We start from the raw sequence: 25,405 nt of genomic DNA, 5'->3' as shown, positions 1-25,405 counted from the left end.
GGGCGATACGCGGTGGCCGCGTATCGCCCGCAAGCGGTGCGTCGATGGGGTCAGAAGAGGGACAGCACCGTCTGGTCCGCCTGAGAGGCGAAGGAGAGGGAGGTGGAGGCAAGCTGCTGGCGGGTCTGAAGGGCCAGCAGGTTCGCCCCTTCCTGGTTCGTGTCGGCCAGGGTCAGCAGCCCTGCGCCTTCCTGCAGCGTGTTGATCAGCTGCTTGGTGAAGTCCTGGCGGATTTCCACCGTGGAGAGGTTGGTCCCGAACTCTGAGGCCTGGGATCTCAGGTTCGACAAGGCGGTGTTCAACCTGTCAATGACCGCGTTGATCTCCGTGTCCGTTGCAAAGCCTGAGTCCTGCTGGGCGGCGATCGTCACCCCGTCGCTGTCTGCCACGAAGGCCGAGGCATTGAAGTCGTTGGTGTTGTCGCTCGTCAGACTGAGGTCCGTGTCGCTCTCGATGGTGATCTTGCCGGTCGAGGTGGAGAAGCTGGCGCTCACCCCGTTGAAGTCGTCGATGAAGTCGACCAGATCGGACACGGTCGACTCGGCGGTGATCTCGTAGGAGCCCAGTTCGTATCCGTTGCCGTCTTCCAGGGTCAGGATGTCGCCGGCCTTGAAGCTGGCGGAGCCGGTGAGAAGCTGGGTCGAGGCGGTGAAGTTGGCCGAGGTCACCGAGGCGAGGTCGGTCGGTACCGCGGTGCCGCCGTTGTCGTTGTCGGCGTTGTAGAGGAAGACGTCATCATTGGACGTGATCTTCAAGGCGCCCGAGGTTTCGTCAAATTCGGCGCGCACACCAGCCACGCCATCCACCAGGGTGACAAGATCCTGCACGGTGGTGTTCGCGCCCACCGTGAGGGTGACGAGAGCGGATCCCGCGCCGGAGGCGGCGGTGCGCAGGGTGATCACGTCGCCCTGGGTGATCCCGGTGTAGTCGGTCAGCAGCGATCCGGAGCCAAGCGCGTCCGAGTTGGCGTCGGTCAGTGTCACGCTGCCCAACCCGCCTTCCAGCTGGAACGAGGCGGCGCCCCCCTTGGCTTCCGCCAGGTCGGACAGGTTCAGGCCGGTGGAGAGGGTGGTGTCGGTGTAGTCGACCGCGTTCACGGTCAGCTTGGAGGTGTTGTCCTCGTTGAAGATCGCCGTGAGGTCGTTGCCATCGCCGCCGAGCAGGTTCTTGCCCTTGTAGGAGCTGTCCTTGGCCAGATCCTCGATCTGCTCGAGCAGGTCGTTGTACTGGGTGGCGAACTTGGCCCGCTCATACTGGCTCTGGGTCTGGAGCGCCTGATTGGCCTTCGCCTTGGCGGTTTCGACCAGGTCCGTGATGGTGGTGATGCCCTTGTCGGCGGCCTTGATGGTCTGGAGGGCCTGACCCATGTCGTCGAGAAGGTTGGTCAGGTCGCTGGCGCGGTCGCTCAGGCCCGACGCGGTGAAGAAAGAATTCGGGTTGTCGAGAGCGGAGTTGACCTTGAGGCCAGTGGCGAGCCGGTTCTGAACACCGGACATCAGGTCAGCAGTCGACTGAAGCGTGAGGAGGTTCTGGCGGACGGCGGCTGACAGCGTGATGTTGTCCATAGTCTTCCCTTTCTTGGGTCCGAAATACTTCCACTCTCCTGAGCGGGTTGAGGGTGATCATGTCCCGTTAACCCTAATCAATGGTTAAAGACTTGCGATTTTATAGTTATCGAAAAGTTAACCTTGCGAGAGCTTGAAGTAAGTAGCAATTACATTGCTATATTTGCGGGGGTAAAGAACGGGTAGATGCCTTAGGGGAAGGGTTAATGCGGCCCGGCTGGTCTGGCGGGAGGGCAAGTGTCTGCGGGCCACATGGCGCGTGCCGGAGGGGGCGGGGCGTAGCAAGGGATGTCTGGCGCGCACAACAAAAAACGGCGGCGCATGAGCGCCGCCGTTCTTCTTGACGACTTAGGAGGTGTCGTGAACCTGGGTTACGCCTCTTAGAAGAGACGCAGAACGTTCTGGTCGGCCTGCGCTGCCAGGGACAGCGACGTGGAGGCGAGAGACTGTTGGGTCTGCAGGGCCAGCAGGTTTGCACCTTCCTCGTTCGTGTCGGCCAGGGTCAGCTTGCCCGCACCTTCTTCCAGCGTGTTGATGAGCTGGTTGGTGAAGGACTGGCGGTTTTCCACGATCGACAGGTTGGTACCGAAGGTGGAGGCCTGGGACCGCAGGGTGTCCTGGGCCGACTTCAGGGTCGACAGCACGTTGTCGATGGCGCTGTCGGTGGCAAAGCCGGAGTCCGTCGCGCTGGTCGTCAGCGTCGAGCTGCTGTTGAAGGCAGTGTTGTCGCTGTCGATGTTGAGGACGAAGTCCGAAGTCACCGTCAGGGTGCCGGAAGCGAGCGACGCACTCACGCCGTCCACGCCGTCCAGGAAGGTCTCCAGATCGTTGACCGTCGTGGTGGCGTCGATCTCGAAGGTCCCGATTTCGGTGCCGTTGGAGTCGGTCAGGGTGAGGGTGTCACCGGCGGTGAACTCGTCATCGGCGGTGAGCAGATCGCCGCCCGTCAGGGCGACCGTGGTGGTGCCGGCGGTCAGCGTGATCGCTGCGGTGCCTTCGGCGGCTTCCGTCAGGTCGGACAGGTTCAGGCCGGTGGACAGGGTAGTGTCGGTGAAATCGACCGCGGTGATCCCGAGAGACGAGGAGCCGTCCTCGTTGAAGGTCACGGTCAGATCGTTACCGGTGCCGCCGAGCAGGTTCTTGCCCTTGTAGCCGCTGTCCTTGGCCAGATCCTCGATCTGGGTCAGGAGCTCATTGTATTCCTTGGCATATTGAGCGCGTTCGCTCTGCGAGGAGGTCTGGGCGGCCTGGTTGGCCTTTGCCTTTGCGGCGTCCACCAGATCGGAGATGGCCTCGATGCCCTTGTCGGCTGCCTTCAGGGTCTGGACCGACTGGCCCATGTCATCGAGCAGGGAGGAGAGGTCGTTCGCGCGGTTCTCGAGGCCCTTGGCGGTGAAGAAGGAGTTCGGGTTGTCGAGAGCGGAATTGACCTTGCGGCCGGTTGCCAGCTTTTCCTGAACCTTGGACATGAGGTCGGAGGTTGCCTGGAGGGCGTTCAGGTTCGAGCGCACGGCGCTGGACAGAGTGATGCCTGCCATTTTCTTGGATCCTTTCTAGGATTACTTTGCACATCGACCCTTCCTGGGTCTGACATCCTAGAAATGGTTCGTTCAGGAAAACGCTTTCTGAAGAAACGTGGTTAGCGATATTTAACGTTAACGCTTCCTTTCAGTACAAAGAAACGGCGGGCCGGAGCCCGCCGTGTCAAGTGGCTGATATTCCTCGGGTTTAGAACAGACGCAGGACGTTCTGGTCGGCCTGGGCCGCCAGGGACAGGGACGTGGAGGCGAGAGACTGCTGGGTCTGCAAGGCCAGCAGGTTTGCGCCTTCCTCGTTCGTATCGGCCAGCGTCAGCTTGCCTGCACCTTCCTCCAGCGTATTGATGATGGAGTTGGTGAAGTCCTGACGGTTCTGCACGATCGACAGGTTGGTACCGAAGGTGGAGGCCTGGGAGCGCAGGGTGTCCTGAGCGGTCTTCAGGGCCTTCAGGGTATCTTCGATATTCGCATCGGTCGCGAAGCTGGAGTCCGTGGCGTTGGTCGTCAGCGTCGAGCCACTGTTGAAGGCGGCATTGTCGCTGTCGACGTTGAGCACGAATTCCGAGGTCACGGTCAGGGAGCCGGAAGCCAGATCCGCGCTGACGCCATCGACGCCATCGAGGAATTTTTCGAAATCGCTGACGGTGGTGGTTGCCGTGATTTCGAAGCTGCCGATTTCCGAACCGTTGGAGTCGGTCAGGGTAATGGTGTCACCGGCGGTGAATTCGTCATCGGCGGTGAGCAGGTCGCCGCCAGTCAGAACGGCGGTGGTGGTGCCGGCGGTCAGCGAGATGGACGCGGTGCCATCGGACGCTTCGGTCAGATCCGAAAGGTTCAGACCGGTCGACAGGGTTGTGTCGGTAAAGTCGACAGACGAGATGCTCAGCGAAGACGAGCCGTCTTCGTTGAAGGTCACGGTCAGATCGTTACCATTGCCGCCGAGCAGGTTCTTGCCCTTGTATCCGCTGTCCTTTGCCAGGTCTTCGATCTGCGTCAGCAGCTCGTTGTATTCCTTGGCATACTGGGAGCGTTCCGTCTGGGAGGACGTCTGGGAGGCCTGGTTGGCCTTCGCCTTTGCGGCGTCCACGAGATCGGAAATGGCTTCGATCCCCTTGTCCGACGCCTTCAGGGTCTGAACGGCCTGACCCATGTCGTCCAGAAGGTTCGACAGGTCGTTGGCGCGGTTTTCAAGACCACGGGCGGTGAAGAAGGAGTTCGGATTGTCCAGTGCAGAATTGACCTTCTTGCCGGTGGAGAGCTTCTCCTGGACAGAGGTCATCATCTGAGAGGTCGCCTGAAGGGCATTCAGGTTGGACCGGACGGCGGAGGACAGGTTGACGTTAGGCATTGTGCTTCCTTCCTGGGAGTACGCATTACGGAACCCTTCCTGGGTTCGACGCTACGGAAGGTGCACGATCAAAAGTAAACGTGTGTTAAGGAACGTGGTTACTATGGTTTAAACCTTAACGCATTTTGAAAATACGTTAAGAAATGGCGGGGTATTCCCCGCCATCTCCTTGTTATGTCTTTGACGCGTCCCGAAAGGCTCCGGGATTCTTTTTTAGAACAGACGCAGCACGTTCTGGTCGGCCTGGGCTGCCAGGGACAGGGACGTGGAGGCCAGGGTCTGCTGGGTCTGCAGGGCCAGCAGGTTTGCGCCTTCCTCGTTCGTGTCGGCCAGGGTCAGCTTGCCTGCGCCTTCTTCCAGCGTGTTGATCAGGGACTTGGTGAAGTCCTGACGGTTTTCCACGATCGACAGGTTGGTACCGAAGGTGGAGGCCTGGGACCGCAGGGTGTCCTGGGCCGACTTCAGCGCGGACAGCACGTTGTCGATGGCACTGTCGGTGGCAAAGCCTGAGTCAGTCGCATTCGTCGTTAGCGTCGAGCTGCTGTTGAAGGCAGTGTTGTCGCTGTCGATGTTGAGGACGAACTCCGAGGTCACCGTGAGGGTGCCGGAGGCGAGCGAGGCGCTCACGCCGTCCACGCCGTCCAGGAAACTCTCCAGGTCGTTGACCGTCGTGGTGGCGTCGATCTCGAAGGTGGCGATCTCGCTGCCGTTGGAGTCGGTCAGGGTCAGGGTGTCACCGGCGGTGAACTCGTCATCGGCGGTGAGCAGATCGCCGCCCGTCAGGACGGCGGTGGTGGTGCCGGCGGTCAGCGAGATGGTCGCGGTGCCGTCGGCAGCCTCGGTCAGATCGGAGAGGTTCAGACCGGTGGACAGGGTGGTGTCCGTATAGTCGACCGCGGAAATGCTGAGCGACGACGTGCCGTCTTCGTTGAAGGTCACCGACAGGTCGTTGCCGGTGCCGCCGAGCAGGTTCTTGCCGCCGTAACCGGAGTCCTTCGACAGATCTTCGATCTGGGTCAGGAGCTCATTGTATTCCTTGGCATACTGAGCGCGTTCGGCCTGAGAGGACGTCTGGGCGGCCTGGTTGGCCTTTGCCTTTGCGGCGTCCACCAGGTCGGAGATGGCCTCGATGCCCTTGTCGGCTGCCTTCAGGGTCTGGATCGACTGTCCCATGTCGTCCAGCAGGGTGGAAAGGTCGCTTGCGCGGTTTTCCAGGCCCTTTGCCGAGAAGAAGGAGTTCGGATTGTCCAGTGCCGAATTGACCTTCTTGCCCGTCGAGAGACGTTCCTGAACCTTGCTCATGAAGGCGGAAGTTGCCTGAAGGGAATTGAGGTTCGTGCGTACAGCACTGGAGAGGGTGATATCAGCCATTACAGAGTTCCTTCTGTTTTTTTAAAGTCATTCTTCCTGAACGACCCGTGAACTCTGCGGCTAAAGTTTGTATTGAATCCTAACGTTGAATCTTACTTTGGGTTAGGATTAAAGGACTCGAAATGAACTTGGTTAAGCGACTTGGTTAACTTGAACTTGCTTGGCGGAAGGTGGCAATTGGTCGGGAGCGATCTTGTGAGGGGATGATTTCGAGCCGGGGCAGGAAGTGGCGTGAAATCAGTTATTTGAGCACTGTCATAAATGCGGATCCTTACGCGGGCGTGCCAAACGTCACGTCAGGCGCAGGGTTAACGGGGATCGGAAGACGGGGCAGGTGCGTGGAGCGTGTGGGCGTCATATCCTTGGCAGTGGCGCGAGGGAACCTTGCGTCAGGAGGCTCCAAACCCTGCGTCAGGCGCAGGGCTAGCTGTGACGCGGTCGTCTGCGGGAGGTGCGGCCCGGTCGAGCCGCCGTGGCATGAGGCCAGATCGAAAAGGCCGCGTCGCGACACGAGTTTGTGTCTTGAGGGGAGCGTCGGACCAACGAGGTCTGCCCCCGGGAGAGGTCTCACCGAGGGGCGGGGGCGAATGGGTCCTGTCCTCACATGACGTGGGCGCAGGTCGTCAGGATGTCACCTGCGGCGCGCGGCTCAGGCCGTGGTCGCAGAGCGGGGGGTAAAGCCGTTGGTCGTCTGATCCGACAGCGTCTTGTTGTAGGCCCGCAGCCGGCGAAGGGTTTCGCTCGGGATCTGCTGGACCACCTCACCGGTGTCGCGGTTCTTGGCCTGATAGATCAGGGTTTCGCTTTCCGGGTCAATGAAGTTCTGACGCTCGATGTTCAGGGTCGGCGAGAAAGGCTCACGATTGCGCGGGTTGTCGGATGCACGACGACCGGCACCGCTGTCATTCGACGGCGAGACCGTGTTTTCAACCGGCAAATCGGTTGCAGCAGCCGGCTCCGTCCTCTCGGGAGCGCGTGTGTCCGGCGTGATTGCCGTATAGCTCGGCAGTTGCGGCCGGATTAGTGCAGTGTCCATAATCCGTTCCTCCGGGTAGCTCGACAGGGAACCCGATGGAGAGAGGCTAACGTAAGGGAATGAATCCCTTCTTAACACTATCGTTAGACTTTTACCGGGTTCGAAGTCGAATCAATCGTCCACTGGAAAAGCGTATCTTTGCAACGCCTTGCGTGTCGATGCCGGAGCGGCTTCGGGCCGGGGTTTCCGGGTCCTCTCCCGAAACATGGTTAATATCACCAGATCGGGACCCGAGAATGGGCGTTAAATTCCGATCATTTCTGATCCGGATCGCGCGTTCAGTCCGCGCGGCGTCCTCACGTCAAAGCCTGAAGCGACGACGGGTCCGAGGATAGGCCTCGGGCTCTGAGCGGTCCAATCACAAATGCTACGTGGTGCTGCTGATCCGGCGTCTGGCCGGCGCACAAAAGAACAAGGGGCGAGGCCGGTGATGCCGTGCCTCGCCCCCGATGATCTGTTGCAAGCCCGATGAAGGGGCGCTGGGTGCGCTGTCGCCCGGCCCAGAAATGCGGATTCAGAAATGCTCGTTTACAGATGCTGGTTCAGGGCGATGCCATTGGCGGGCTTGGCGACGGTCGGCGCCTGTCCCTTCGGGCCATAGGTGGTCGTTGAGGTCTGACCTCCGACCGCCTTGGCGACGGTCGAGACGATGGTGGTGGCCACATCGCGCGCGGCCGAGAGCACGGCCAGATTGATCCGCAGCACGGGCTGGAACTCGCCGTGGCGCCGGCGCAGGTTCTGGGCCGCGGCGGGAGCCAGATTGCCGAGGGCGACGGCGTGCTGCTTGGCGCAGAGCATGCCGCGGGTATAGGCGTGGATCAGCTTGGCCTTTTCCGGCTGCAGGGTGCCGGCTTCCTTCAGCCGTCCGGCGCGCACCAGACTGGTCTCGCTCTCGATCAGGTCGAGCAGGTGTTCCATGGTCTCGCCAAGGGCCTCGCAGAAGGCATTGGCCTCCGCCGGGCTCTGGGGCCGTTCGAGCGAGAAGGGAAAGTCGTTGATCTGATTGTGGGCGGTCATTGTGCGCTCTCCTGGATCTGCAGCAGCTGCCGCTCAATGGAATCGGCGAGGCCAATGCCCCCCGACTGGCTGATTTCCTTGGCGTATTCGTCGATGAGCATGCCCTGCCAGGCTTCCGAGCCGTGGCCCTGGCCCCAGGTTCCGCCCTCTTCCAGGCCGGTGAACATGGATTGCAGCATGGTGCGCAGGAATACGCCTTCGAACTCTTCGGCGGCTTCCCGGGTCTGGCTCTTGCTGCCGTTCACGGTGGCGGCGGCGCGGCTGAGCGCCGTGCTGGCGTCGCCCAGGCTGTATTGACCGGTAAGGGTGGTGGAGGTCTCGATCATGGTCACAGCACCTCGATTTCGGCCTGCAGGGCGCCGGACGCCTTGATGGCCTGGAGGATGGAGATCATGTCGCGCGGGCCGATGCCGAGGGCGTTCAGCCCGTCGACAAGCTGCTTCAGGGTCACGGTGCCCGGGACAATCGCCAGCTTGGCGTCCGGATCATCGTTGACCAGCAGCTCGGAGCGCGGCAGCTGCACGGTCTGGCCATTGGCGAACGGCAGGGGCTGGGACACCTGGGGCGTTTCGGCGATGGTGACGGTCAGGTTGCCCTGGGCGACCGCGACGGTGGAGACCTTCACGTCCTGGCCCATGACGATGATGCCGGAGTTCTCGTCGATCACCACCTTGGCCGGCAGATCGGGCTCGACGATCAGCTGCTCGATGTCGGTCAAAAGATCGACGATGTTGCCGCTGTAGTCGCGCGGCAGTTCGATGCGGACCGTGCCCGGATCCATGGGCTCGGCGGTGGGCATGCCGATCAGTTCGTTGATGGACAGGGCCACCCGGCGGGCGGTCGTCAGATCCGGGTTGCGCAGGGCCAGGCGCAGGGAGGTCAGCGAGGCGAGCTTGAAGTCCACCTCGCGCTCCACCAATCCGCCATTGGCGATGCGGCCGGAGGTGGGAACACCGCGCACGACGGAGGCGGCGTCGGCCTGGGCGGAGAAGCCGGCCACGGCCACCGACCCTTGCGCAATCGAATAGACTTCCCCGTCGGCGCCGACGAGCGGCGTCACCAGAAGGGTGCCACCCTGCAGGGACGAGGAATTGCCGAGGGCCGACACGCTGACGTCGATGCGCGTGCCCTGGGTGGCAAACGGCGGCAGGTTGGCGGTCACCATCACAGCTGCAACCGTGTTGGTGTTCAGGTCCACGTCACGGGTGTTGACGCCGAGACGTTCCAGCATGGCCTGCAAGCTCTGCTGGGTGAAAGGCGTGTTGCGCAGGCTGTCGCCGGTGCCGTTCAGGCCGACCACGAGGCCGTAGCCGATCAGCTGGTTTTCTCGGATGCCTTCGAAATCCGCAATGTCCTTGATCCGCGACGCGGCCAGCGCGGCGGAGGTCAGGATGGTCACGCAGAGGACCAGTGCGAAGAAGCGAAGGACGAGACCGGTGTTCATGCCAGAGTTCCATTCGGGTTTGAGGGGCGCCGCGAGCAGGGAGCCCACCGTCACGTGGCATTATGCGAAGGCCATGCCAGCCGGATTTCTCCTGATGAATACGGTTCAAGTATCTGATTTTGCTAATTTAAACTTGAGCGCACCGGCCAGTGATCAAAGAGGCGTGGGCAAGGGTCCGGCAAATATTGCCGATTGGACCCGGACTCATTTACCCTGTGCGGACGAAGGATGCCGCGTGGCCGGGCCCGCATTTCCCGCATCCGGACCGCAAGACCCGGCAGATCGGCCGTCCGCCATGACCTCAGCGTCGAGGATGCGACGGCCTTGCAGCAGATGGATCGAGACCCATGCGCATCACAGGACAGAACCCTCTGACAGGCGTTCAGGGCCGGGGCGGCAAGAAGCGCACCGACGGAACCTCAGGCGGCTTCAGCCTGGAGAGCGAGGAGCCGGCGACCCACTCCAGCGGCACGACAGGCACCTCCGGTCTGCATGGCATGGATGCGCTGCTGTCCCTGCAGGAAGTGGAGGAGCAGCCGCGCCGCAAGCGTTCGCCGGCTGCCCAGAGGGGCTATGACCTGCTCGATACGCTGGATCAGCTGAAGGCGGACCTTCTCGCCGGGCGGGTCTCCGAGGACCGCCTGGAACGGCTCGTGAGCCGCCTCGGCGACGAGATCCCGGAGGAGGACGAACAGGTCGCCGCAGTGCTCAAGGAGATCGAATTGCGGGCCCGTGTCGAGCTCGCCAAGCTGGGCCGATTCTAGGTCCAATCTGACGCTACGTTGCCGATGTCTTGGGCAGCGTCTTGCCTCCTCTGGCGGCTTTCACGGTTAACCCTTTGTCAAATCAGCATTTTCCATGACGCCAATTTTAACAAAAGCACCGTTGTAGCAGAGGGGGCAGGGGGATATATTGCGCCCGGCCTAACGGTAATCCGGAGCTATCGATGACGGTTGAACTTGAGTCTGCATATCGACCCTCGGACGACGAGCCGTTCATGAATGAAAGGCAGCGCGAGTATTTCAAGAACAAGCTGCTCGCCTGGAAGGAAGACATCCTGCGTGAAAGCAAGGAAACCCTTGCGAACCTGCAGGAAGAAAGCCAGAACCACCCGGACTTCGCGGATCGCGCCTCTTCCGAGACCGACAGATCCATCGAGCTGCGTGCACGCGATCGTCAGCGCAAGCTGATCTCGAAGATCGATTCCGCCCTCGAACGGATCGCCGACGGATCCTACGGCTACTGCGAGGAGACCGGTGATCCGATTTCCGTGCGCCGGCTGGATGCCCGTCCGATCGCCACCCTGTCCATCGAGGCACAGGAAGCGCACGAGCGCCGCGAGAAGGTTTATCGCGACGATTGAGCCGCGTGCATCGCTCCGCCGCCGGGACGGGCGGGGATGATGTGACAGACGATCCGCCTGTGCCGGGTCGCTGAGGCGTCTTGCGGCAGGCGTCATGCTCAAGTCTCGGCGCCGGCCGGGCGTCACGGCTACGCGAACCAGACATGAAAAAGGCTCATCCGCCGTCGCGGATGAGCCTTTTTGCATTTTCAGGACCGGCGCCCCGCCTGGGGAGCGTTCGCAGCCTCGGGCGGAAGTGTGGGGAGTGCCCTTGGGGTGAGGCCGGAAAGCGGCGGAACGCCAGTCCTGAGGGTGCACGGACAGGGACAGGCTCGGGGAGCGAGGCCACCCTGGTCCGTTGTCGGCGGGCATGGGGCTTCTAGAAGGCGCCATGTCCACCGGGGGATCGTGAAAGTGAAAGTGCCGGGGTGTCCGGCGTGGCGGGATGCCGGGCACGGAAAAGCCCGACAGCGGAAGGCGGGTCAGAAGGGCAGCATGATGTCGAGCACCTGGCTGCCGTAGCGGGGCTGCTGGACGTCGGTCAGCTGACCGCGGCCACCGTAACCGATGCGGGCCTCGGCGATCTTCTCGCTGACGATGGTGTTTTCGGAGGTGATGTCCTCCGGCCGCACGATACCGGCGACCACCAGCTCACGCACCTCGTTGTTCACGCGAACCTCCTGACGGCCCTCGATGACGAGGTTGCCGTTGGGCAGGACCTGCAGGACCACGGCCGCGATGGTGGTTTCCAGCTTTTCCTCCCGGTCGACCGAGCCGGATCCGGAGAAGTTGGTGGAGCTGTCGACCGAGGCGAGATCGCTCGCCGCAACACCTGCGGGCAGGCCGATGATGTCGATGGCCGTTCCGAGCGCTCCGCCGGCGCCAGCCGACGAGCTGTCCGAACGCCGGCGCGAGGTGGCGTTGTCGAACTGGGCCTTGTCGGAAATGGTCACGAGCACGGTCAGGATGTCGCCGACCTGCTTGGCGCGCTGGTCCTCGAAGAAGGCCCGGTTGCCCGACCGCCACAGGGAGTTCGGGCTGTAGTGGGCGCTCTGGGCTTCCGGCATCGGCATCTGCACCGGCCGGTAGCCCGGTGTCGTGCGCGGATCCTGAATGGCGTTCAGGTGCGGCTGCTGTCCGACTTGGGCCAGCTTGTCGGCGGTGCCGCAGGCGGTCAGGGGCAGGGCGAGGACCAGGCCGAGGAGACCCTTGCGCAGGGTGCCGGTTGCGGCGGGGCGGTGGAGAGGGGCAGCGGTCATCGGCTGGCTCCGTCAAGGCTGGCGACCTGGGCCGCCGCGGGAAGGGTGTTGGGCGCAAGGATGCGCACCTGGCCGTGGCCGACCACGATGGCCGGGACGACGCGCTTGGACTGAAGGTTCATGATGTCGATCATGTCGCCCTCGGAGCCGTCTTCCATGGCCTGGCCACGGGAGGTCAGCTTCATGCCGGGCATCTCGAAGGTCAGGGTGACGCGCTCGTTGCGGGCGACCAGAACGGGGCGCTCGAAGTCGGCGCGCACCAGCGGGCTGTTGGGGCGCATGTTCATCCGGGCTGCCAGACCCACCACATCGGCCGGGTCGAGGACGGCGCGGGCCGGCACCTGCTGCACCGGCAGGCGGGCAACGGTCAGGTCTTCCGCCTTGAGCACGGTGCCGCGGGAGAGCGGCTGGGCCAGCACGGTCACTTCCACCATCTCGCGGGCAAAGCCGGTGAGGGACAGGGTCTGGCGTCCGCCGCCGGTTGCCACGGAGGCGCTGACGGTGAAACGGCCATCGGTGCGGGACCAGACGACTTGATCCACCCGCACGGGCTCCATGTCGCCCGGGTCGGCCTGGAGAGGGGCCGGGTCACGGAAGAAGGAGACTTCCAGATCCTCGGCGCGGATGTTGGCGTCGCGCAGGGCGATGGCGGCACCGATCACGGTCTTGAGGCGGGCGGCATCGTAGATTTCGGCGCGGCGATGAACGGTGACCGCGCGCAGCCCGTCGGTGCCCGCATCGGTCAGGCCGGCGGCCTGGGCGCGCCGGGCCACATCCTCGGCCGGCACGGAGCCGGTCACGCCGAGATCGGGGGCGCGGAACAGGGGCACGAGGGCCACGGGGCCGGCGTCGCTGTAAAAGTCACCGACCGTGACGATGTCCGACAGGACCGCGATCTCGGAGCGCAGGACCGGCTTGATCTGGGCCTGCGCCTGCATCTGCGGCAGGGGCTGGGTGGCGCTCTGGGCAGAGGCCGGGCTGGCGAGCAGCAGGCTTGCGACGAGGGCGCCGGCGGTGCCGAGAAGGGTTGCGAAGCGGGTCATTCAGCTCTCTCCTCAGCGCAGGTTGCTGGTGGTGGACAGCATCTCGTCCGCGGCCTGGATGATCTTGGAGTTCATCTCGTAGGCACGCTGGGCGGCGATCAGGTCGGAGATTTCGGTCACGGCTTCCACGTTGGAGCTTTCCACGTAGCCCTGCTGAAGGTCGCCGAAGTTGTCGTTGCCGGGGATGTCGACCTGGGCGTCACCGCTGGCGTCGGTCGCCAGGTAGAGGTTGTCGCCGATGGACTCGAGGCCCGACTTGTTGACGAAGCGGGCCAGATTGAGCTGACCGAGGGTGACCTGGGCGCCGGTGGCATCGGTGACCTGAACCGTGCCGTCGGCGGAGATCGACAGATCCGTCCCGTCCTGGGGGATGTTGATGGCCGGCTGCACGGCATAGCCGTCGACGGTCACCAGGTTGCCGTCCGAGTCGCGCTCGAAGGAGCCGTCGCGGGTGTAGGCGGTGGTGCCGTCCGGCAGCTGGATCTGGAAGAAGCCTTCGCCGCGGATGGCGAGGTCCAGTTCCTTGTCCGTCTGTTCCAGGGTGCCCTGGGTCATGATGCGAGAGGTCGCGGCCAGCTTGACGCCCGACCCCACCTGCACGCCGGTCGGAACGATGGTTCCGGCGGAGGAGGTCTGGGAGCCGACGCGGCGCTGGTTCTCGTAGAGCAGGTCCTGGAAGTCGGCACGCAGGCGCTTGTAGCCGGTGGTGCGCATGTTGGCGACGTTGTTGGAGATGATCTCGACGTTCGTTTCCTGCGCCTTCATCCCCGTTGCGGCGATATGGAGTGCTTTCATGGGACAGAATCCTTAAAGGCTTAGGCTTCTACGGTGCCGAGGGTCTGGATGGCGGTCTTGCGCAGCTCGTCCAGGTCCTGTTGCATCTTGGTGGCGGACTCGTAGGCCCGGGTCAGCTCGATCAGGCGGGTCATTTCGACCACCCCTTCCACGTTCGAATTTTCGAGCGCGCCCTGAACCACGTTGCGGACGGGGATGAGGGGGAGCGGTTCTTCTCCGACGAAGAGGTTGTCGCCCAGAACGCGCAGGTCCTGCGGGTTCTCGAAGTCGACCAGGCGAATGCGGCCGCGTGCGCCCTGTTCGGTGCTGATGGTGCCGTCGCGGGCAATCTCGACCTGACCGTCGGCGGTGCCGAAGGTGATCGGGCCGCCTTCGGTCATGACCGGACGACCGTCGGCGGTCACCAGCGTGCCGTTCTGATCGAGCTGGAAGGCGCCGCTGCGCGTATAGGCTTCCGAGCCGTCTTCCATCTGCACGACGAAGAAGCCGTCACCCTCGACCGCCAGGTCGAAGGGGTTGCCCGTCGTGCGAATCCCGCCTTCGGAAAAGTCGAAGGCCGTCCCGTAGTCGTTCACATAGGACAGGTCCTCGTCCGGGGTCTGAAACTCCGTCGCCTCGGCGACGGGCATCAGATACTCCTCGAACAGAAGCTGCTGCGCCTTGAATCCCGACGTGTTGAGGTTCGCCATATTGTTGGCGACCACGTTCAGCTGATTCCTCAGCGCGCCCTGGCGCGACAGGGTGATGAGCTGCGCGTTCTCCATGTTAACACTTCCCTTTGCTCCCCGAGGAACGGCCAATCTCCCCAGACGGGCCGTTCGCAAAAGTTAATTGCACGTGGCGTGCCAGTTTCTAAACGGCTGAAAATCTTGGGTAAAAGGTAAATGGACGGGGTGCGCTCGGCAGGGATTTCCGGCACATATTAACCGGAAGGTAATTTTTGCCGAGTTAGGCTCGTTAACGATTTAGTAACCACTCGTTAACCATTTACTCTTTAGTAACCTAACGCGCGTGCGTGTTCTCACGGGGCGGAATCGGGGATCGACATGGCTGACGAAACAGCTGGCGGTGAAGACGGCGAAGACGCCGGTGCCGGTGGCGGCAAGAAGAAGCTGATCCTGTTCGGGGGCATCGGACTGGTGGCCGTGCTGGCCATTGGCGGCGGCGCCTATTTCTTCCTCTCCGGCGATTCCGCGCCGCCCCCCAGTGCCGACGGTACTCCGGCGGCGCAGGAGGTGCAGAAGCCGGTGGTCTTCTATGACCTGCCGGAAATGACCGTGAATCTCGCGACCGATGGCCGGTCCACCTATCTCAAGGTGCGCATCGCGCTGGAAGTCGAGGATAAGGCGATGATCGCGCAGATCGAGCCTTACCTGCCGCGCATTCTGGATGCGTTCCAGATCTACCTGCGCGAACTTCGCCCCGCGGATCTGGAGGGATCTGCCGGTCTGTTCCGTCTGAAGGAAGAATTGCTCAGGCGCATCAACCTCTCTGTTTACCCGGCAAAGGTGAACGGGGTGCTGTTCAAGGAAATCCTGGTCCAGTAGGCCCGCAGCCGGCGATGGCCGGCGGCAGGCGCGAGACTGAGATGGTTTGGCATGGCTGACGACGACGACGATCTGAGCGAAGAGGATATGGCCGACGCCTGGGGCGCTGCTCTTGCGGAGCAGGGCGCGGGCGATTCGGACGACGACGACCTGGCGGCAGCATGGGGCGCGGCTCTGGAAGAGCAGGGCGCCGGAAGCGCCGACGACATGGCGGCCCAATGGGCTGCGATGATCGACGACAGCGAGCCGGATCTCGAGAACGCTACTCGCGGCGCCGACCGTGTCCTGAACCAGGAGGAAATCGACAACCTCCTCGGCTTCAACATCGAGGACACGATTGCCGGCGACCAGAGCGGCATCCGGGCGCTGATCAACTCGGCCATGGTGTCCTACGAACGCCTGCCGATGCTGGAAATCGTCTTCGACCGTCTGGTGCGACTGACGACGACCTCCCTGCGCAATTTCACGTCCGACAACGTGGAAGTGTCGCTGGATTCGATCAGCTCCGTGCGTTTCGGCGATTATCTGAACTCCATTCCGCTGCCGGCGATCCTCGGGGTCTTCAAGGCCGAGGAGTGGGACGGGTTCGGTCTGGTCACGGTCGAATCGAGCCTGATCTATTCGATCATCGACGTGCTGCTCGGCGGTGGCCGTGGCACCTCGGCGGTGCGCGTCGAGGGGCGGCCCTACACGACCATCGAGACCAATCTGGTGCAGCAGATGGTGGCGATCATCCTCCAGGACATGGAGCATGCGTTCTCGCCGCTGTCGCCGGTGCATTTCAATCTGGAGCGTCTGGAAACCAATCCGCGCTTCGCCGCCATTTCACGACCGGCCAATGCGGCGATTCTCGTGGAATTGCGGATCGACATGGAAGATCGCGGCGGTACCGTCGAGATCATGATGCCCTACGCAACGCTGGAGCCGATTCGCGATCTGCTCCTGCAAATGTTCATGGGCGAGAAGTTCGGCCGGGATCCGATTTGGGAAGGTCACCTGGCTACCGAAATTCACGCTGCGGAAGTGACCGTGGACGCGGTTCTCTACGAGACCTATCTGCCGCTCGGGCGGATACTTTCTCTGGATGTCGGCCAGACTCTCGTCTTCGACATCGACCCGTCCGATCCGGTCACGATAAAATGCGGCAGTGTTCATCTGACGGAAGGCACGATCGGGAAGATCGAGAACTCCGTTGCCGTGCGTGTGTCGCGTAACCTCAAGAAACCGAAGATGACCCTCGCCGCATTCGAGCGCGCGATGCAGAGCGAAATGGAGCAGTAATGACTTCCCTTCCCCTCGGAATGATCATCGAGGCCCTGGTGGCCGTCCTGCTGCTGGTCACCATTGGCTATTGCTGGCTGCTCAACCGTCGGCTCATGCGTCTGCGGGCGGACGAGCAGATCCTGCGCGCCACGATCTCGGAACTGATGACCGCGACGGAAATCGCCGAACGCGCCATTCTGGGCCTCAAGGCTACCGCCCGCGATGCGGACGAGACCCTGGGCAGCCATCTGCGCGAGGCGCACAGCCTCTCCAGCTCGCTTGCCGAGCAGATCGAGGAGGGGGAGAAGATCTTCAGCCGGATCAGCCAGATCGCGGAAGCTGCTCGCAGCGCCTCCGAGGAGCGCGCCGCCCATCAGGCCGCCCAGCAGGCCGTTCCCGCCTATGCCCAACAGGCCCACCAGCCGGCCCCGCAGCAGGCCCATCACCAGGCGCAGGGTTACCCCGGCTATGGGGCCGGTCAGCCGATGCAGCCGCAGGCGCATACTCAGGCCCCGGTCATGGGGCAGACCCATACTCCGGCCATGGGTCAGGGCGGTTATCCGGCGGGCTACGGTCAGCCGCAGGCGGCTCCGGCCTATACCCAGGGCTATGCACCGGTTGCGCCCGCCCAGCCGGCGGCTCCCGCACCGCGCGCCCGTGACATTCGCAGCGCTGCTGCCGAGGCGACCGAACGTCTGGGCCGCTTCCGTAATCGCACCGGAGGTGCGGCTGCATGAACCTGCGCCTGCTGCCCAGTCTTGCCGTAGCGGCGAGCGCCCTTCTGGCGCTCAAGCTGCTCGGGCTTGTGCTGGGCACAGGCCTGCCTGGTGTTGCGCCGCTTCAGACCGCCGAGGCACAGGAAACGGCGGCCCCCGCGGGTGATGCCGGAGGGGCTGGCGGCACGCCGCCGCCGACTGATGGCGCGCCCGCTGATCCTGCGCCCGCTGGTGATGCGGCAAGTGATGGCCCGCCGCCGCCCATTCCCGACAGTCTTGAAATCGGCGGATCTGCCGCTGAGCGAGCCGTGCTCGAAAGCCTTGGCCAGAGGCGCGACAACCTGCAGAAGCAGGAAGACCAGCTGGATCTGCGCGAGAAGCTGCTGCAGGCGACCGAGGACCGGATTCAGAAGCGGGTCGATGAGCTCAAGGCCCTGGAGCAATCGATCGAGGGCAAGGTCGAGGAAAAGCGCAAGCAGGAAGAGGGCGAGATCGCAGCCCTCGTGACCATGTACGAGAACATGAAACCGAAGGATGCGGCCCGGATCTTCGACCGGCTGAGCATGGAGGTTCTTCTCAAAGTCGTGCGGCAGATGAAACCCCGGAAAATGGCCGATATCCTGGGCAAGATGTCGCCGGAGGCGGCCGAGCGCCTTACGGTTGCGATTGCCAACAGTGCAGGCGGTGGTGGCATGGCGCCGCAGATGAGCGGCGAGTTGCCGAAGATCCAGCCGAACTGAGCCGGAATTGAGCCGAGCCGGGGCGGTTTTCTGCGGTGAATGTAAGGACGCGTTAAGACCGCTTAACTAAAATTCGGGCTTTGGCGGCCCCGTGGACATCGAGAAGGATTGTGCTGAAGCACTTCTGGACCCTCCTGCGAAAAGGCGAGACCTTTTCCACCTCCGGACGTGCAGCGTTTCGCTGGGCGATCCCTGTCCTTTGCCGTCTCGCGCTGGCCGGTGGATCCGCGCTTGCCGTTACCCCGCTTGCCCTCTCCGTCGCCAGCGCCCAGGCCCTTCAGGAAGTCACGCTGGCGGCCGGTCCCGAAGAGGGCTACGGCCGCGTCGTCCTGACCTTCAAGGACCGCACCCTGCTGCCGATCTATGACGCGGCGGTGACCGGAGGCGTGCTGCGAATCTCCTTCGAGGAACCGATTTCCGTCGACGTGGAAGACGTGCCGCTGGTGCTGGGCGACTATGTCACCATTGCCCGGCGCGACCCGGACGGCAGCGCCATCCGGTTTGCGCTGAAGAGCAATTTCCGCATCAACACGCTGGAAGCGGGCGAGAAGCTCTTCATCGACATTCTGCCCGCCACCTGGCAGGGCCTGCCGCCGGGCCTGCCCGACGATGTGGTCCGGGATCTGGCCAAGCGCGCCGAAGAGGCCATGCGCAAGGTGCGCGCGCTCGAACAAGCCCGCCTTCAGGCGAAGGAAGGCCCGCGGGTCGATCTGCATATCGGCACCCACCCGACCTTCACCCGTCTGGTCTTCGACTGGTCGATTGCCTTCGACACCGCCTTCGTGCGCGAAGATGACCTGGTGCGCGTCTCCTTCAACCACCCGGCCCAGCTCGATATTTCCGAGCTTCGGGCGCATCTGCCGCCGGGCGTGGTGGATGCCACCTCCTTCCTCGACGGAGGCAAGCTGAAGTTCCTCATGCGTCTGGACGAGGGCACGGACATCCGCGCCTTCCGCGAAGAACAGACCTACGTCATCGACATTACCGCCAAGAACGCGCCGGCCCCGGATGCGGTCAATCAGGCGATCCAGAACGAGATGGGCGTTCAGCAGGAAGAAGGGCGTACCGGTCTCGTGGTGGCGCCGGGCGCTCGCAACGAATCCGGTCCGCCACCTGCGCCGACGGGGGACGCTGCCGCTCCGCTGATGGAAGGCAATTCGCCGCTCCAGAACAGCGCGCTGCCTGCCCCGACCCCGGCTGCGGCGGCTGCTGCGGCGCGTGATGGCGCGCCGGTTGATCAGCTCGCTTCAGGCGAGGTGACCCCGAGCACGTTCGACCAGACCCCGCAGGCCAAGCCGGCGGCCGAGGATGCTGCCCTGTCGGCTGGTGAGCCCCGCGACCGGGCCCAGCCGGGCGATGCCCTGGATGCGGCAAGCGCGCCAATCGATCCGGATGCGGCCGCCAACGGAGCCCTGCAGCTGAGCGCCATCGCGCCGACGGAGGGTGCGCCTGTCCTTCAGCCGCCCGCCGCCGGCGCCAGCGATCCGACGACTGCCATCGACCCGGCCGCGGTTTCCGACATCCCACCCGTCTCCGTTGCCCAGACGGCCGCCCCGGCTCAGCCTGTTGCAGAGGCACCGGTGCAGGCCGCCCAGGCTACTGTTGCCCCCACCGATGCTCCTGTTCCCAGCGGCGTGCCGCAGGCGCTTCCCGTGGGAACGCCGGCGGCCCCGCCGGTGGTCCAGACCGACCGCAGCGAACCCTGGCGCGCCCAGGCCCCGATGCAGCAGGTCACCGAGCGGGTCTCGCCCGAACAGCCGCCTGCGGATGCCGCCGCAGACGTCCGCAATTTCGTGAATGCGGAAGCCCGCCGCATCGGCAACACCGTACGTGTTGTCTTCCCGTTCGTTGAGCCGGTGTCCTCGGCGATCTTCCGGCGCAACGATAGCATCTGGATGGTCTTCGACACGGATGCCACGATCGATACGCGCGGCATGGAATCCGCCCTTTCGGGGACCGCTGACACGATCGCTGTTTCGGAAGGGGATGGCTATCAGATCCTGCGGCTCGACCTGAACGATCCGGTTCTGGCCACCGTGGGTCTCGACGGCAATGCCTGGAGCCTGGTGATCGGCGACATGATCCTGGAGCCGTCGATCCCGCTCAAGCTGGAGCGCAACGTGCGCAGCGACGGCGGGTCCGTCCTGCGCATCCTCTACCAGAACCCGCAGCATATCCGTGAACTGGAGGATCCCTTCGTCGGCGACAAGATCGGCCTCGTCACCGGCTTCGGTCCGCCGCGCGGCCTGCTCAAGGCGCAGAAGTTCGTGGACATCGAAGCCCTGAGCTCTGCGCAGGGTGTGGCGATCATCAAGAAGAGCGATGACGTCACCATGAAGCTTCTGGGTGACGACGTGATCATCGAGAAGGGGGAGGGCCTCTCCCTGTCGAACAATCACCTGCGCGGGGGCACTGGGGCCTTCAATGGCGCGGTCGATCCCAATGAGCCGGGCTATGTGGAATTCGTCTCGCTGAGCACCGAAGGCCCGATGACCTTCCTCGACCGGCTGCACAAGCTGCAGAACGATCTGGCCCAGGCGCCGGAAGGGCGCCGCCGCAAGGAGATCATGGATCTCTCCCGCTTCTATCTGGCCCATCAGTTTGCCCAGGAAGCGCTCGGGCTGATGCAGCTGGCGCTGGAGGAGGATCCGGTTCTGGCGGAAGATGCCAGCTTCAACCTGATGTATGGCGCGGCCCTGACGCTCGCCAGCCGCGAGAAGGAAGCCTACGACTATCTCAACCGTCCGGAGCTGAAGAACAGCCCGGATGCGGCCGTGTGGCAGACCATCGTCGATTCGGCGCTGCAGAACTGGACGGCGGCGCGCATTGCCATTCCGCGTGGCCGGGCGGTGATCGGAAACTATCCGAAGTCGATCCAGACCGAGTTCAATCTGGCCGCCGCCCTGACCATGGTGGAGGCCAATGACTTCGGTGTCGCCAATGGCATTCTGGCGGAAGTCGAGCCGGCGGACGTGACCTCTTCCCAGGCAGCTCGCTACGACATCCTGCGGGGTCGGGTGGCCGATGCCTCGGGCCGGTCGCAGGAAGCCCTGAATGCCTTCGACTATGTGGCGAAGTCCGATGACCGGCCGCGCGCCGCAGAGGCCGAATATCGTGCCCTGCGCATTCGCTACCGGGATGGGGAAGCCTCCGTCGACGAGACCATCGACCGGCTGGCCGGCCTGGCCACCTCCTGGCGCGGGGATGAGATCGAGCTGAAGACCCTGCGCTTCCTGGCGCAGCTCTATGCGGAGCAGGGGCGCTACCGGGAGGCGTTCGAGGCGATGAAATCGGCCGTTCAGGCCAACCCGGATGCGGACACCACCCGCCTGCTGCAGGAAGAGATGAACGCCCTCTTCGCCTCGCTCTATCTGGACGGCAAGGCCGACGAGATGCCGGCGGTGAAGGCGCTTGCCCTGTTTTATGACTTCCGCGAGATGACCCCAATCGGCCGGCAGGGGGACGAGATGGTGCGCGGCCTGGCCAAGCGGCTCGTGGAGGTCGATCTTCTCGATCAGGCGGCCGGTCTTCTGCGTCATCAGGTCGACAACCGGCTGAAGGGTTCGGCCCGCTCCCAGATCGCGGCCGATCTCGCGGCCATCTATCTGGCCGACCGCAAGCCGGAAGAGGCGCTGCGGGTGCTGAACAAGACCCGCCAGTCCAGTCTGCCCAACACGCTCGAGCGCCAGCGCAACGTGGTGGAAGCCCGTGCCCTGACCGCCAGCGGGCGTCCGGATCTGGCGCTGGAGCTGGTGCGCAACATGCGCGGCACCGATGTGGACCGGCTGCGTGCCGACACGTTCTGGGCGGCGCAGAGCTGGCGCGAGGCGGGCGAGCAGCTTGAGGCCATGCATTCCTCGCGCTGGTCGGACACCATAGCGCTCGATGATCTGGAGCGCCGTGACATTCTCAAGGCCGCGATTGCCTATTCGCTCGCCGGGGATCAGCTGAGCCTCGACCGGCTGAAGAGCAAGTATCTGCCGAAGATGACCGACAGCCCGGAGGCTCTTGCCTTCGAGGTGGTGACGCGCCCGGTCGAGGCGCAGGGCGTGGAGTTCCTCGAAGTGGCGAACAAGCTTGCCGATACGGACGAGCTGGAAACCTTCCTGCAGGAATATCGCCGCCAGTACATGACCCCGTCGACCGGGCCCGGTGGTCCGGCGCCCGCGCCTCAGGCAGCGGCCGGTGGGGCGCAAGGCGGCGGAAACGGCTGAGGCGAGCGGCGCTCCTCCCGTTTCGAGAAGATCCTCTGAAACGACGAAGGCCTGCCACCGATCCTATCGGGGCAGGCCTTTTTCATGCGCATGGTGAGCAGGGCGTCTAGCCGGTGCCGAAGCTCTTGACGAGCGAGCCAGCCACCATGTGCCAGCCATCCACCAGAACGAAGAAGATGAGCTTGAAGGGCAGGGAGATGACGACCGGCGGCAGCATCATCATGCCCATGGACATGAGCACGGAGGCGATCACCAAGTCGATGATGAGGAACGGCAGATAGAGCAGGAAGCCGATCTCGAAGGCGCGGCGCAGCTCGCTGATCATGAAGGCCGGCACCAGGATCTGCATGGCCAGATCGTCCGGCGTCTCGGGCGCGGCCGCGCCGGAGAGCTCCTGGAAGAGCTGGAGATCCTTCTCGCGCACCTGGCTGAGCATGAAGGTGCGGAAGGGGTCGGACACGCGCTCATAGGCCTGCTCGAACTCGATGTCGCCGTTCATGAGCGGCTGCACCCCGTCATTGTAGGCGGTCTGGAGCGTTGGGGCCATGATGAAGGCGCTGAGGAACAGGGCCAGCGAGATGATCACCGTGTTGGGCGGAGCGGTCTGCAGCCCGATGGCGGAGCGCAGCAGCGAGAGCACGACCACGATGCGGGTGAAGCTCGTCACCATCACAAGGATGGAGGGGGCGAGGGACAGCACCGTGAGCAGGGCGACAAGCTGCACGGCCCGCTCGGTCAGGGTCGAGCCCTCGCCGAAGCCGATGGAGATGTCCTGAGCCAGTGCCGGGCCCAGTCCCATGCCGAGCGCGGCGAAGCCGAGCGCCAGGGCCCATCGGACCAGCGATCTGCGATGGGAGAGACCCAGGGCCCGCATGGGGCTCGAATGGTGCCGGACGCGGGCCCCCTGAGACGGCTTCATCACTGTTTCTGTCCGTGCAATTCGTCGAGGACCTTGGCCATCTCGTTCTCGATCGGGTTGGGCCGGTCCTCCGGCGCCACGGAGAGCGCCGGTGCCTCGGAGCCGGATTCGTCTTCAAAGAGGTCGAGGCCGAGGGCATCCGGATTGTCTTCGGCCGGCTGTGTGGCGGTCGGTGCAGCCGGGGACGGCGTCCTCCCTTCGAACCGGCGGGAGCGGGCAGCCGTGGCAGCCAGAACGGCGCTGGCGAAGGATTTCACCGTGTCCCCAGCCGGTTGCTCTCCATCTGCGGTGACTTCGGAGGGAGCCGTGTCGCTTGCGAGGGTCACGACGGGAGCCGTGACGGCAGGCGCAGGAGCAGGCGCGGCAGCGGGAGCAACGGTCGGGTCGGGTTCCGCAACCTTCTGCTCTGCGATGACCACGTCGACCTGGACGGTTTCGGCGCGCTCGACCGCGACAACGGTGGCCGCTTCCGGCTGGGCGGGGGCCGCCTCGGCCTTCGGCTCCATGGCGGTTTCGGCTGGTGTCTCGCTGGCAACGGGCTTTTCGGCGACCGGCGCCGTGGATCGGGGCGTTGCGAGGGCGGGCTCGACGCGAGCGGTCGACAAAGCCGGAGCCTCCCTTGACGTTGCGTCCTTCCTTTCGGTCTGGCTTCGCTCGGCCAGGGTGGACTGATAGAGGCTCATGGCCTTGGCAGCGGGTCCCGACGCCGGAGGGGAAATGCGCGTCGCCGGCCGCACGGTCCGGTCCGCGATGTTCTGGGTGGAGCGCTCGGCGGTGCTGGCCAGGCTGCGGGTCCATCCGGCGACCTTGCCGGTGTCGGCAGATGCGGCGGGTGCGGGCTCGGCAGGGGGTGCCTCGGGGACGGGGGGCGCGACCGGAGCGACTGCGGGGGCAGCAACGGGTGCGATCGGGTCGGCCGCGGGTGTCTCGCCAGAGGCTGAAATGTTCAGGGCTGCGCTGTCAGCAGCGGCGCTCGGGGCCGTCTGAGGCTGGGTGCGCGTGGAGGAGAGGGCTGCGCCCTCCCGCAGGGCGGCCGGGGCACTGCGCAGCGGCGCGTCGGGCGCCCGGGCTGCCCGAGCATTGGAGCCCATGGTCGCGGGACGTTCGCTCGCCGTCGGACGGGCGTTCACGCTTGCGTCCGGCGTTGCGGAACGGGTTGGCGTGGCGGCCGGGGCCTGGCTGGGCCGCTCGCGCAGACGGGACGTTGCGGAGAACTGAGAGGCAGACGTCTGGGATGCCGCTGCCTGGGAAGGCGGGGTCTGCGGCGTGGAAGCCTGGGCGCTGAGCGGGGTCGGCTGGGCCTGTGGCGCGGCGGCAGATGCCGGACGCCGGGCGGTCAGGTTGGCGATGCGCTTGCGCAGGCCGGGCTTTTCGTCCTCGATGGCCGGGGCCTCGGGCGCAGACACAGGCTCCGGGGCGGTCATCGGCGCCGGTGCTGCCGCGTCAGCTTCAGCGGTGAAGGGCCGCTGCGGAGCCGGAGCTGCGTAGGTTGCCTCTGCGGCGCCGAGAGGCGGCGTGACACTGGCGGCAAGCGGTGCGGGCGCGGCGGGTTGGGCAAAGGCTGAGCCGCGCAGGGAGGGCGTTCCCATGGTTCCGTTCACCGGCTGGGCGACGGGCGCGCCCCGAATGATGCCGGGTTCGATCACCAGATCATTGGCGCCGCCGACCAGAATGAGATGCTCGACATTGTCGCGGCGCACGAGCAGCAGGCGGCGGCGGGTGTCGATGCTGGTGGCATCCATCACCGCGATCCGGGGCTGGCGGCCACGACCGCTCGGCAGTCGCGCGCCGGCGAGGCGCTTCAGGATGGAGATGAACAGGGCGATCAGGATCAGGACGATGAGCAGAGACACGCCCACCGAAAGGCCGCGCGCCAGATTTTCGCCAAGTCCGAAGGTTTCAACGATCCACGTATCCATATCTACCTCATTCACTCCCCGCACCAAGACGCGTGACCGGGTGAGTTGAAGACGAGTATGGCGGATCTGTGTTCGTCCCCGCCGTCCGCCCGTTCTGTCCGCCCTTGTCCCCACGTGGGGGAGTGGCGATCCGTGTGCTGTCCTGCCGGTCGGGTGTTTGGGCCGCCGGCGCGAACGTTCCCCACTAACGTTCCTGGGGGCTCTCCGCCGGATGCTGGTGCATCGCTGCGGAAGAGAGCATGCTCGGAGATGTCCGATTCTGACTGTCCGTTCCCCGAACGTTAACAGATGGTGGAAATTCTTGCCGGGCGATCGTGGCGATTTGTTGT

General features: G+C 64.3%; 21 protein-coding genes. 7 read left to right on the top strand and 14 right to left on the bottom strand.

Going from position 1 to position 25,405, the window contains the following annotated elements; genetic code table 11:
• Positions 1-50: 50 nt before the first annotated feature.
• The 8 genes from FR728_RS09875 to FR728_RS09840 form a co-directional block, all read right to left on the bottom strand.
• On the bottom strand, positions 51-1,565 hold the full coding sequence (locus tag FR728_RS09875; protein ID WP_149892513.1) for a flagellin N-terminal helical domain-containing protein: 1,515 nt from the start codon (positions 1,563-1,565) through the stop codon (positions 51-53).
• A gap of 380 nt (positions 1,566-1,945) precedes the next feature.
• Entirely contained in the window at positions 1,946-3,103 is a 1,158-nt protein-coding gene (locus tag FR728_RS09870; protein ID WP_149892512.1) for a flagellin, read from the bottom strand.
• Positions 3,104-3,293: 190 nt separating this feature from the next.
• Entirely contained in the window at positions 3,294-4,451 is a 1,158-nt protein-coding gene (locus FR728_RS09865; RefSeq protein WP_149892511.1) for a flagellin, read from the bottom strand.
• 213 nt (positions 4,452-4,664) lie between these two features.
• Positions 4,665-5,822, bottom strand: a complete 1,158-nt coding sequence (locus FR728_RS09860) for a flagellin (RefSeq protein ID WP_149892510.1) — start codon at positions 5,820-5,822, stop codon at positions 4,665-4,667.
• A gap of 649 nt (positions 5,823-6,471) precedes the next feature.
• Complete coding sequence (locus tag FR728_RS09855) at positions 6,472-6,858, bottom strand: hypothetical protein (protein ID WP_208998754.1); 387 nt, start codon at positions 6,856-6,858, stop codon at positions 6,472-6,474.
• Positions 6,859-7,386: 528 nt separating this feature from the next.
• Positions 7,387-7,875 (bottom strand): hypothetical protein, encoded by a 489-nt coding sequence (locus tag FR728_RS09850; protein WP_208998753.1) that lies wholly within the window; start codon positions 7,873-7,875, stop codon positions 7,387-7,389.
• Complete coding sequence (locus FR728_RS09845) at positions 7,872-8,201, bottom strand: rod-binding protein (RefSeq protein WP_149892509.1); 330 nt, start codon at positions 8,199-8,201, stop codon at positions 7,872-7,874. The genes FR728_RS09850 and FR728_RS09845 overlap by 4 nt, the downstream gene beginning before the upstream one ends.
• Before the next feature lie 2 nt (positions 8,202-8,203).
• A complete protein-coding gene (locus FR728_RS09840; protein WP_149892508.1) occupies positions 8,204-9,319 on the bottom strand; it encodes a flagellar basal body P-ring protein FlgI in 1,116 nt (371 codons plus the stop codon).
• Positions 9,320-9,666: 347 nt separating this feature from the next.
• Here FR728_RS09840 and FR728_RS09835 point away from each other — a divergent pair, with 347 nt between their 5' ends.
• Complete coding sequence (locus tag FR728_RS09835) at positions 9,667-10,083, top strand: flagellar assembly protein FliX (protein ID WP_149892507.1); 417 nt, start codon at positions 9,667-9,669, stop codon at positions 10,081-10,083.
• A gap of 182 nt (positions 10,084-10,265) precedes the next feature.
• Positions 10,266-10,682: an RNA polymerase-binding protein DksA gene (gene dksA / locus FR728_RS09830; protein WP_149892506.1), complete on the top strand. Its 417-nt coding sequence runs from the start codon at positions 10,266-10,268 to the stop codon at positions 10,680-10,682.
• Between the two features lie 461 nt (positions 10,683-11,143).
• Here dksA and flgH read toward each other — a convergent pair whose 3' ends face one another.
• The 4 genes from flgH to flgF are packed head-to-tail and all read right to left on the bottom strand — an operon-like array spanning position 11,144 to position 14,522.
• Positions 11,144-11,920, bottom strand: coding sequence for a flagellar basal body L-ring protein FlgH (gene flgH, locus FR728_RS09825; RefSeq protein ID WP_149892505.1), 777 nt, complete (start codon positions 11,918-11,920; stop codon positions 11,144-11,146).
• Complete coding sequence (gene flgA, locus FR728_RS09820; protein ID WP_149892504.1) at positions 11,917-12,963, bottom strand: flagellar basal body P-ring formation chaperone FlgA; 1,047 nt, start codon at positions 12,961-12,963, stop codon at positions 11,917-11,919. The genes flgH and flgA overlap by 4 nt, the downstream gene beginning before the upstream one ends.
• A gap of 12 nt (positions 12,964-12,975) precedes the next feature.
• The gene (flgG, locus tag FR728_RS09815) at positions 12,976-13,758 is read right to left on the bottom strand and encodes a flagellar basal-body rod protein FlgG (protein WP_149892503.1); all 783 of its coding nucleotides are present in this window, start codon (positions 13,756-13,758) and stop codon (positions 12,976-12,978) included.
• Between the two features lie 20 nt (positions 13,759-13,778).
• The gene (gene flgF / locus FR728_RS09810; RefSeq protein ID WP_149892502.1) at positions 13,779-14,522 is read right to left on the bottom strand and encodes a flagellar basal-body rod protein FlgF; all 744 of its coding nucleotides are present in this window, start codon (positions 14,520-14,522) and stop codon (positions 13,779-13,781) included.
• 282 nt (positions 14,523-14,804) lie between these two features.
• On the opposite strand from flgF, the gene FR728_RS09805 reads away from it, so the two are divergent.
• The 5 genes from FR728_RS09805 (at position 14,805) to FR728_RS09785 (ending at position 22,238) form a co-directional block, all read left to right on the top strand.
• Positions 14,805-15,305, top strand: a complete 501-nt coding sequence (locus tag FR728_RS09805; protein WP_149892501.1) for a flagellar basal body-associated FliL family protein — start codon at positions 14,805-14,807, stop codon at positions 15,303-15,305.
• Positions 15,306-15,356: 51 nt separating this feature from the next.
• On the top strand, positions 15,357-16,586 hold the full coding sequence (gene fliM, locus FR728_RS09800) for a flagellar motor switch protein FliM (protein ID WP_149892500.1): 1,230 nt from the start codon (positions 15,357-15,359) through the stop codon (positions 16,584-16,586).
• Positions 16,586-17,305: a DUF6468 domain-containing protein gene (locus tag FR728_RS19580; protein WP_149892499.1), complete on the top strand. Its 720-nt coding sequence runs from the start codon at positions 16,586-16,588 to the stop codon at positions 17,303-17,305. The genes fliM and FR728_RS19580 overlap by 1 nt, the downstream gene beginning before the upstream one ends.
• Positions 17,302-18,024 carry a MotE family protein gene (locus tag FR728_RS09790; protein ID WP_208998752.1) on the top strand — a complete coding sequence of 241 codons (723 nt, stop codon included), beginning with the start codon at positions 17,302-17,304 and terminating at the stop codon, positions 18,022-18,024. Before FR728_RS19580 ends, FR728_RS09790 begins: the two co-directional genes overlap by 4 nt.
• A gap of 110 nt (positions 18,025-18,134) precedes the next feature.
• Positions 18,135-22,238, top strand: a complete 4,104-nt coding sequence (locus tag FR728_RS09785) for a tetratricopeptide repeat protein (protein WP_208998751.1) — start codon at positions 18,135-18,137, stop codon at positions 22,236-22,238.
• Positions 22,239-22,344: 106 nt separating this feature from the next.
• Here FR728_RS09785 and fliP read toward each other — a convergent pair whose 3' ends face one another.
• Together fliP and FR728_RS09775 are read right to left on the bottom strand one after the other, a co-directional pair.
• Entirely contained in the window at positions 22,345-23,112 is a 768-nt protein-coding gene (gene fliP / locus FR728_RS09780) for a flagellar type III secretion system pore protein FliP (protein WP_188318892.1), read from the bottom strand.
• Positions 23,113-23,156: 44 nt separating this feature from the next.
• Positions 23,157-25,076 (bottom strand): flagellar biosynthetic protein FliO, encoded by a 1,920-nt coding sequence (locus FR728_RS09775; RefSeq protein ID WP_149892498.1) that lies wholly within the window; start codon positions 25,074-25,076, stop codon positions 23,157-23,159.
• Positions 25,077-25,405: the final 329 nt, after the last annotated feature.

The organism is Roseibium aestuarii (assembly GCF_008477545.1).
Taxonomy (GTDB): Bacteria; Pseudomonadota; Alphaproteobacteria; order Rhizobiales; family Stappiaceae; genus Roseibium; species Roseibium aestuarii.
This window is presented reverse-complemented; position numbering and strand designations above follow the sequence as displayed.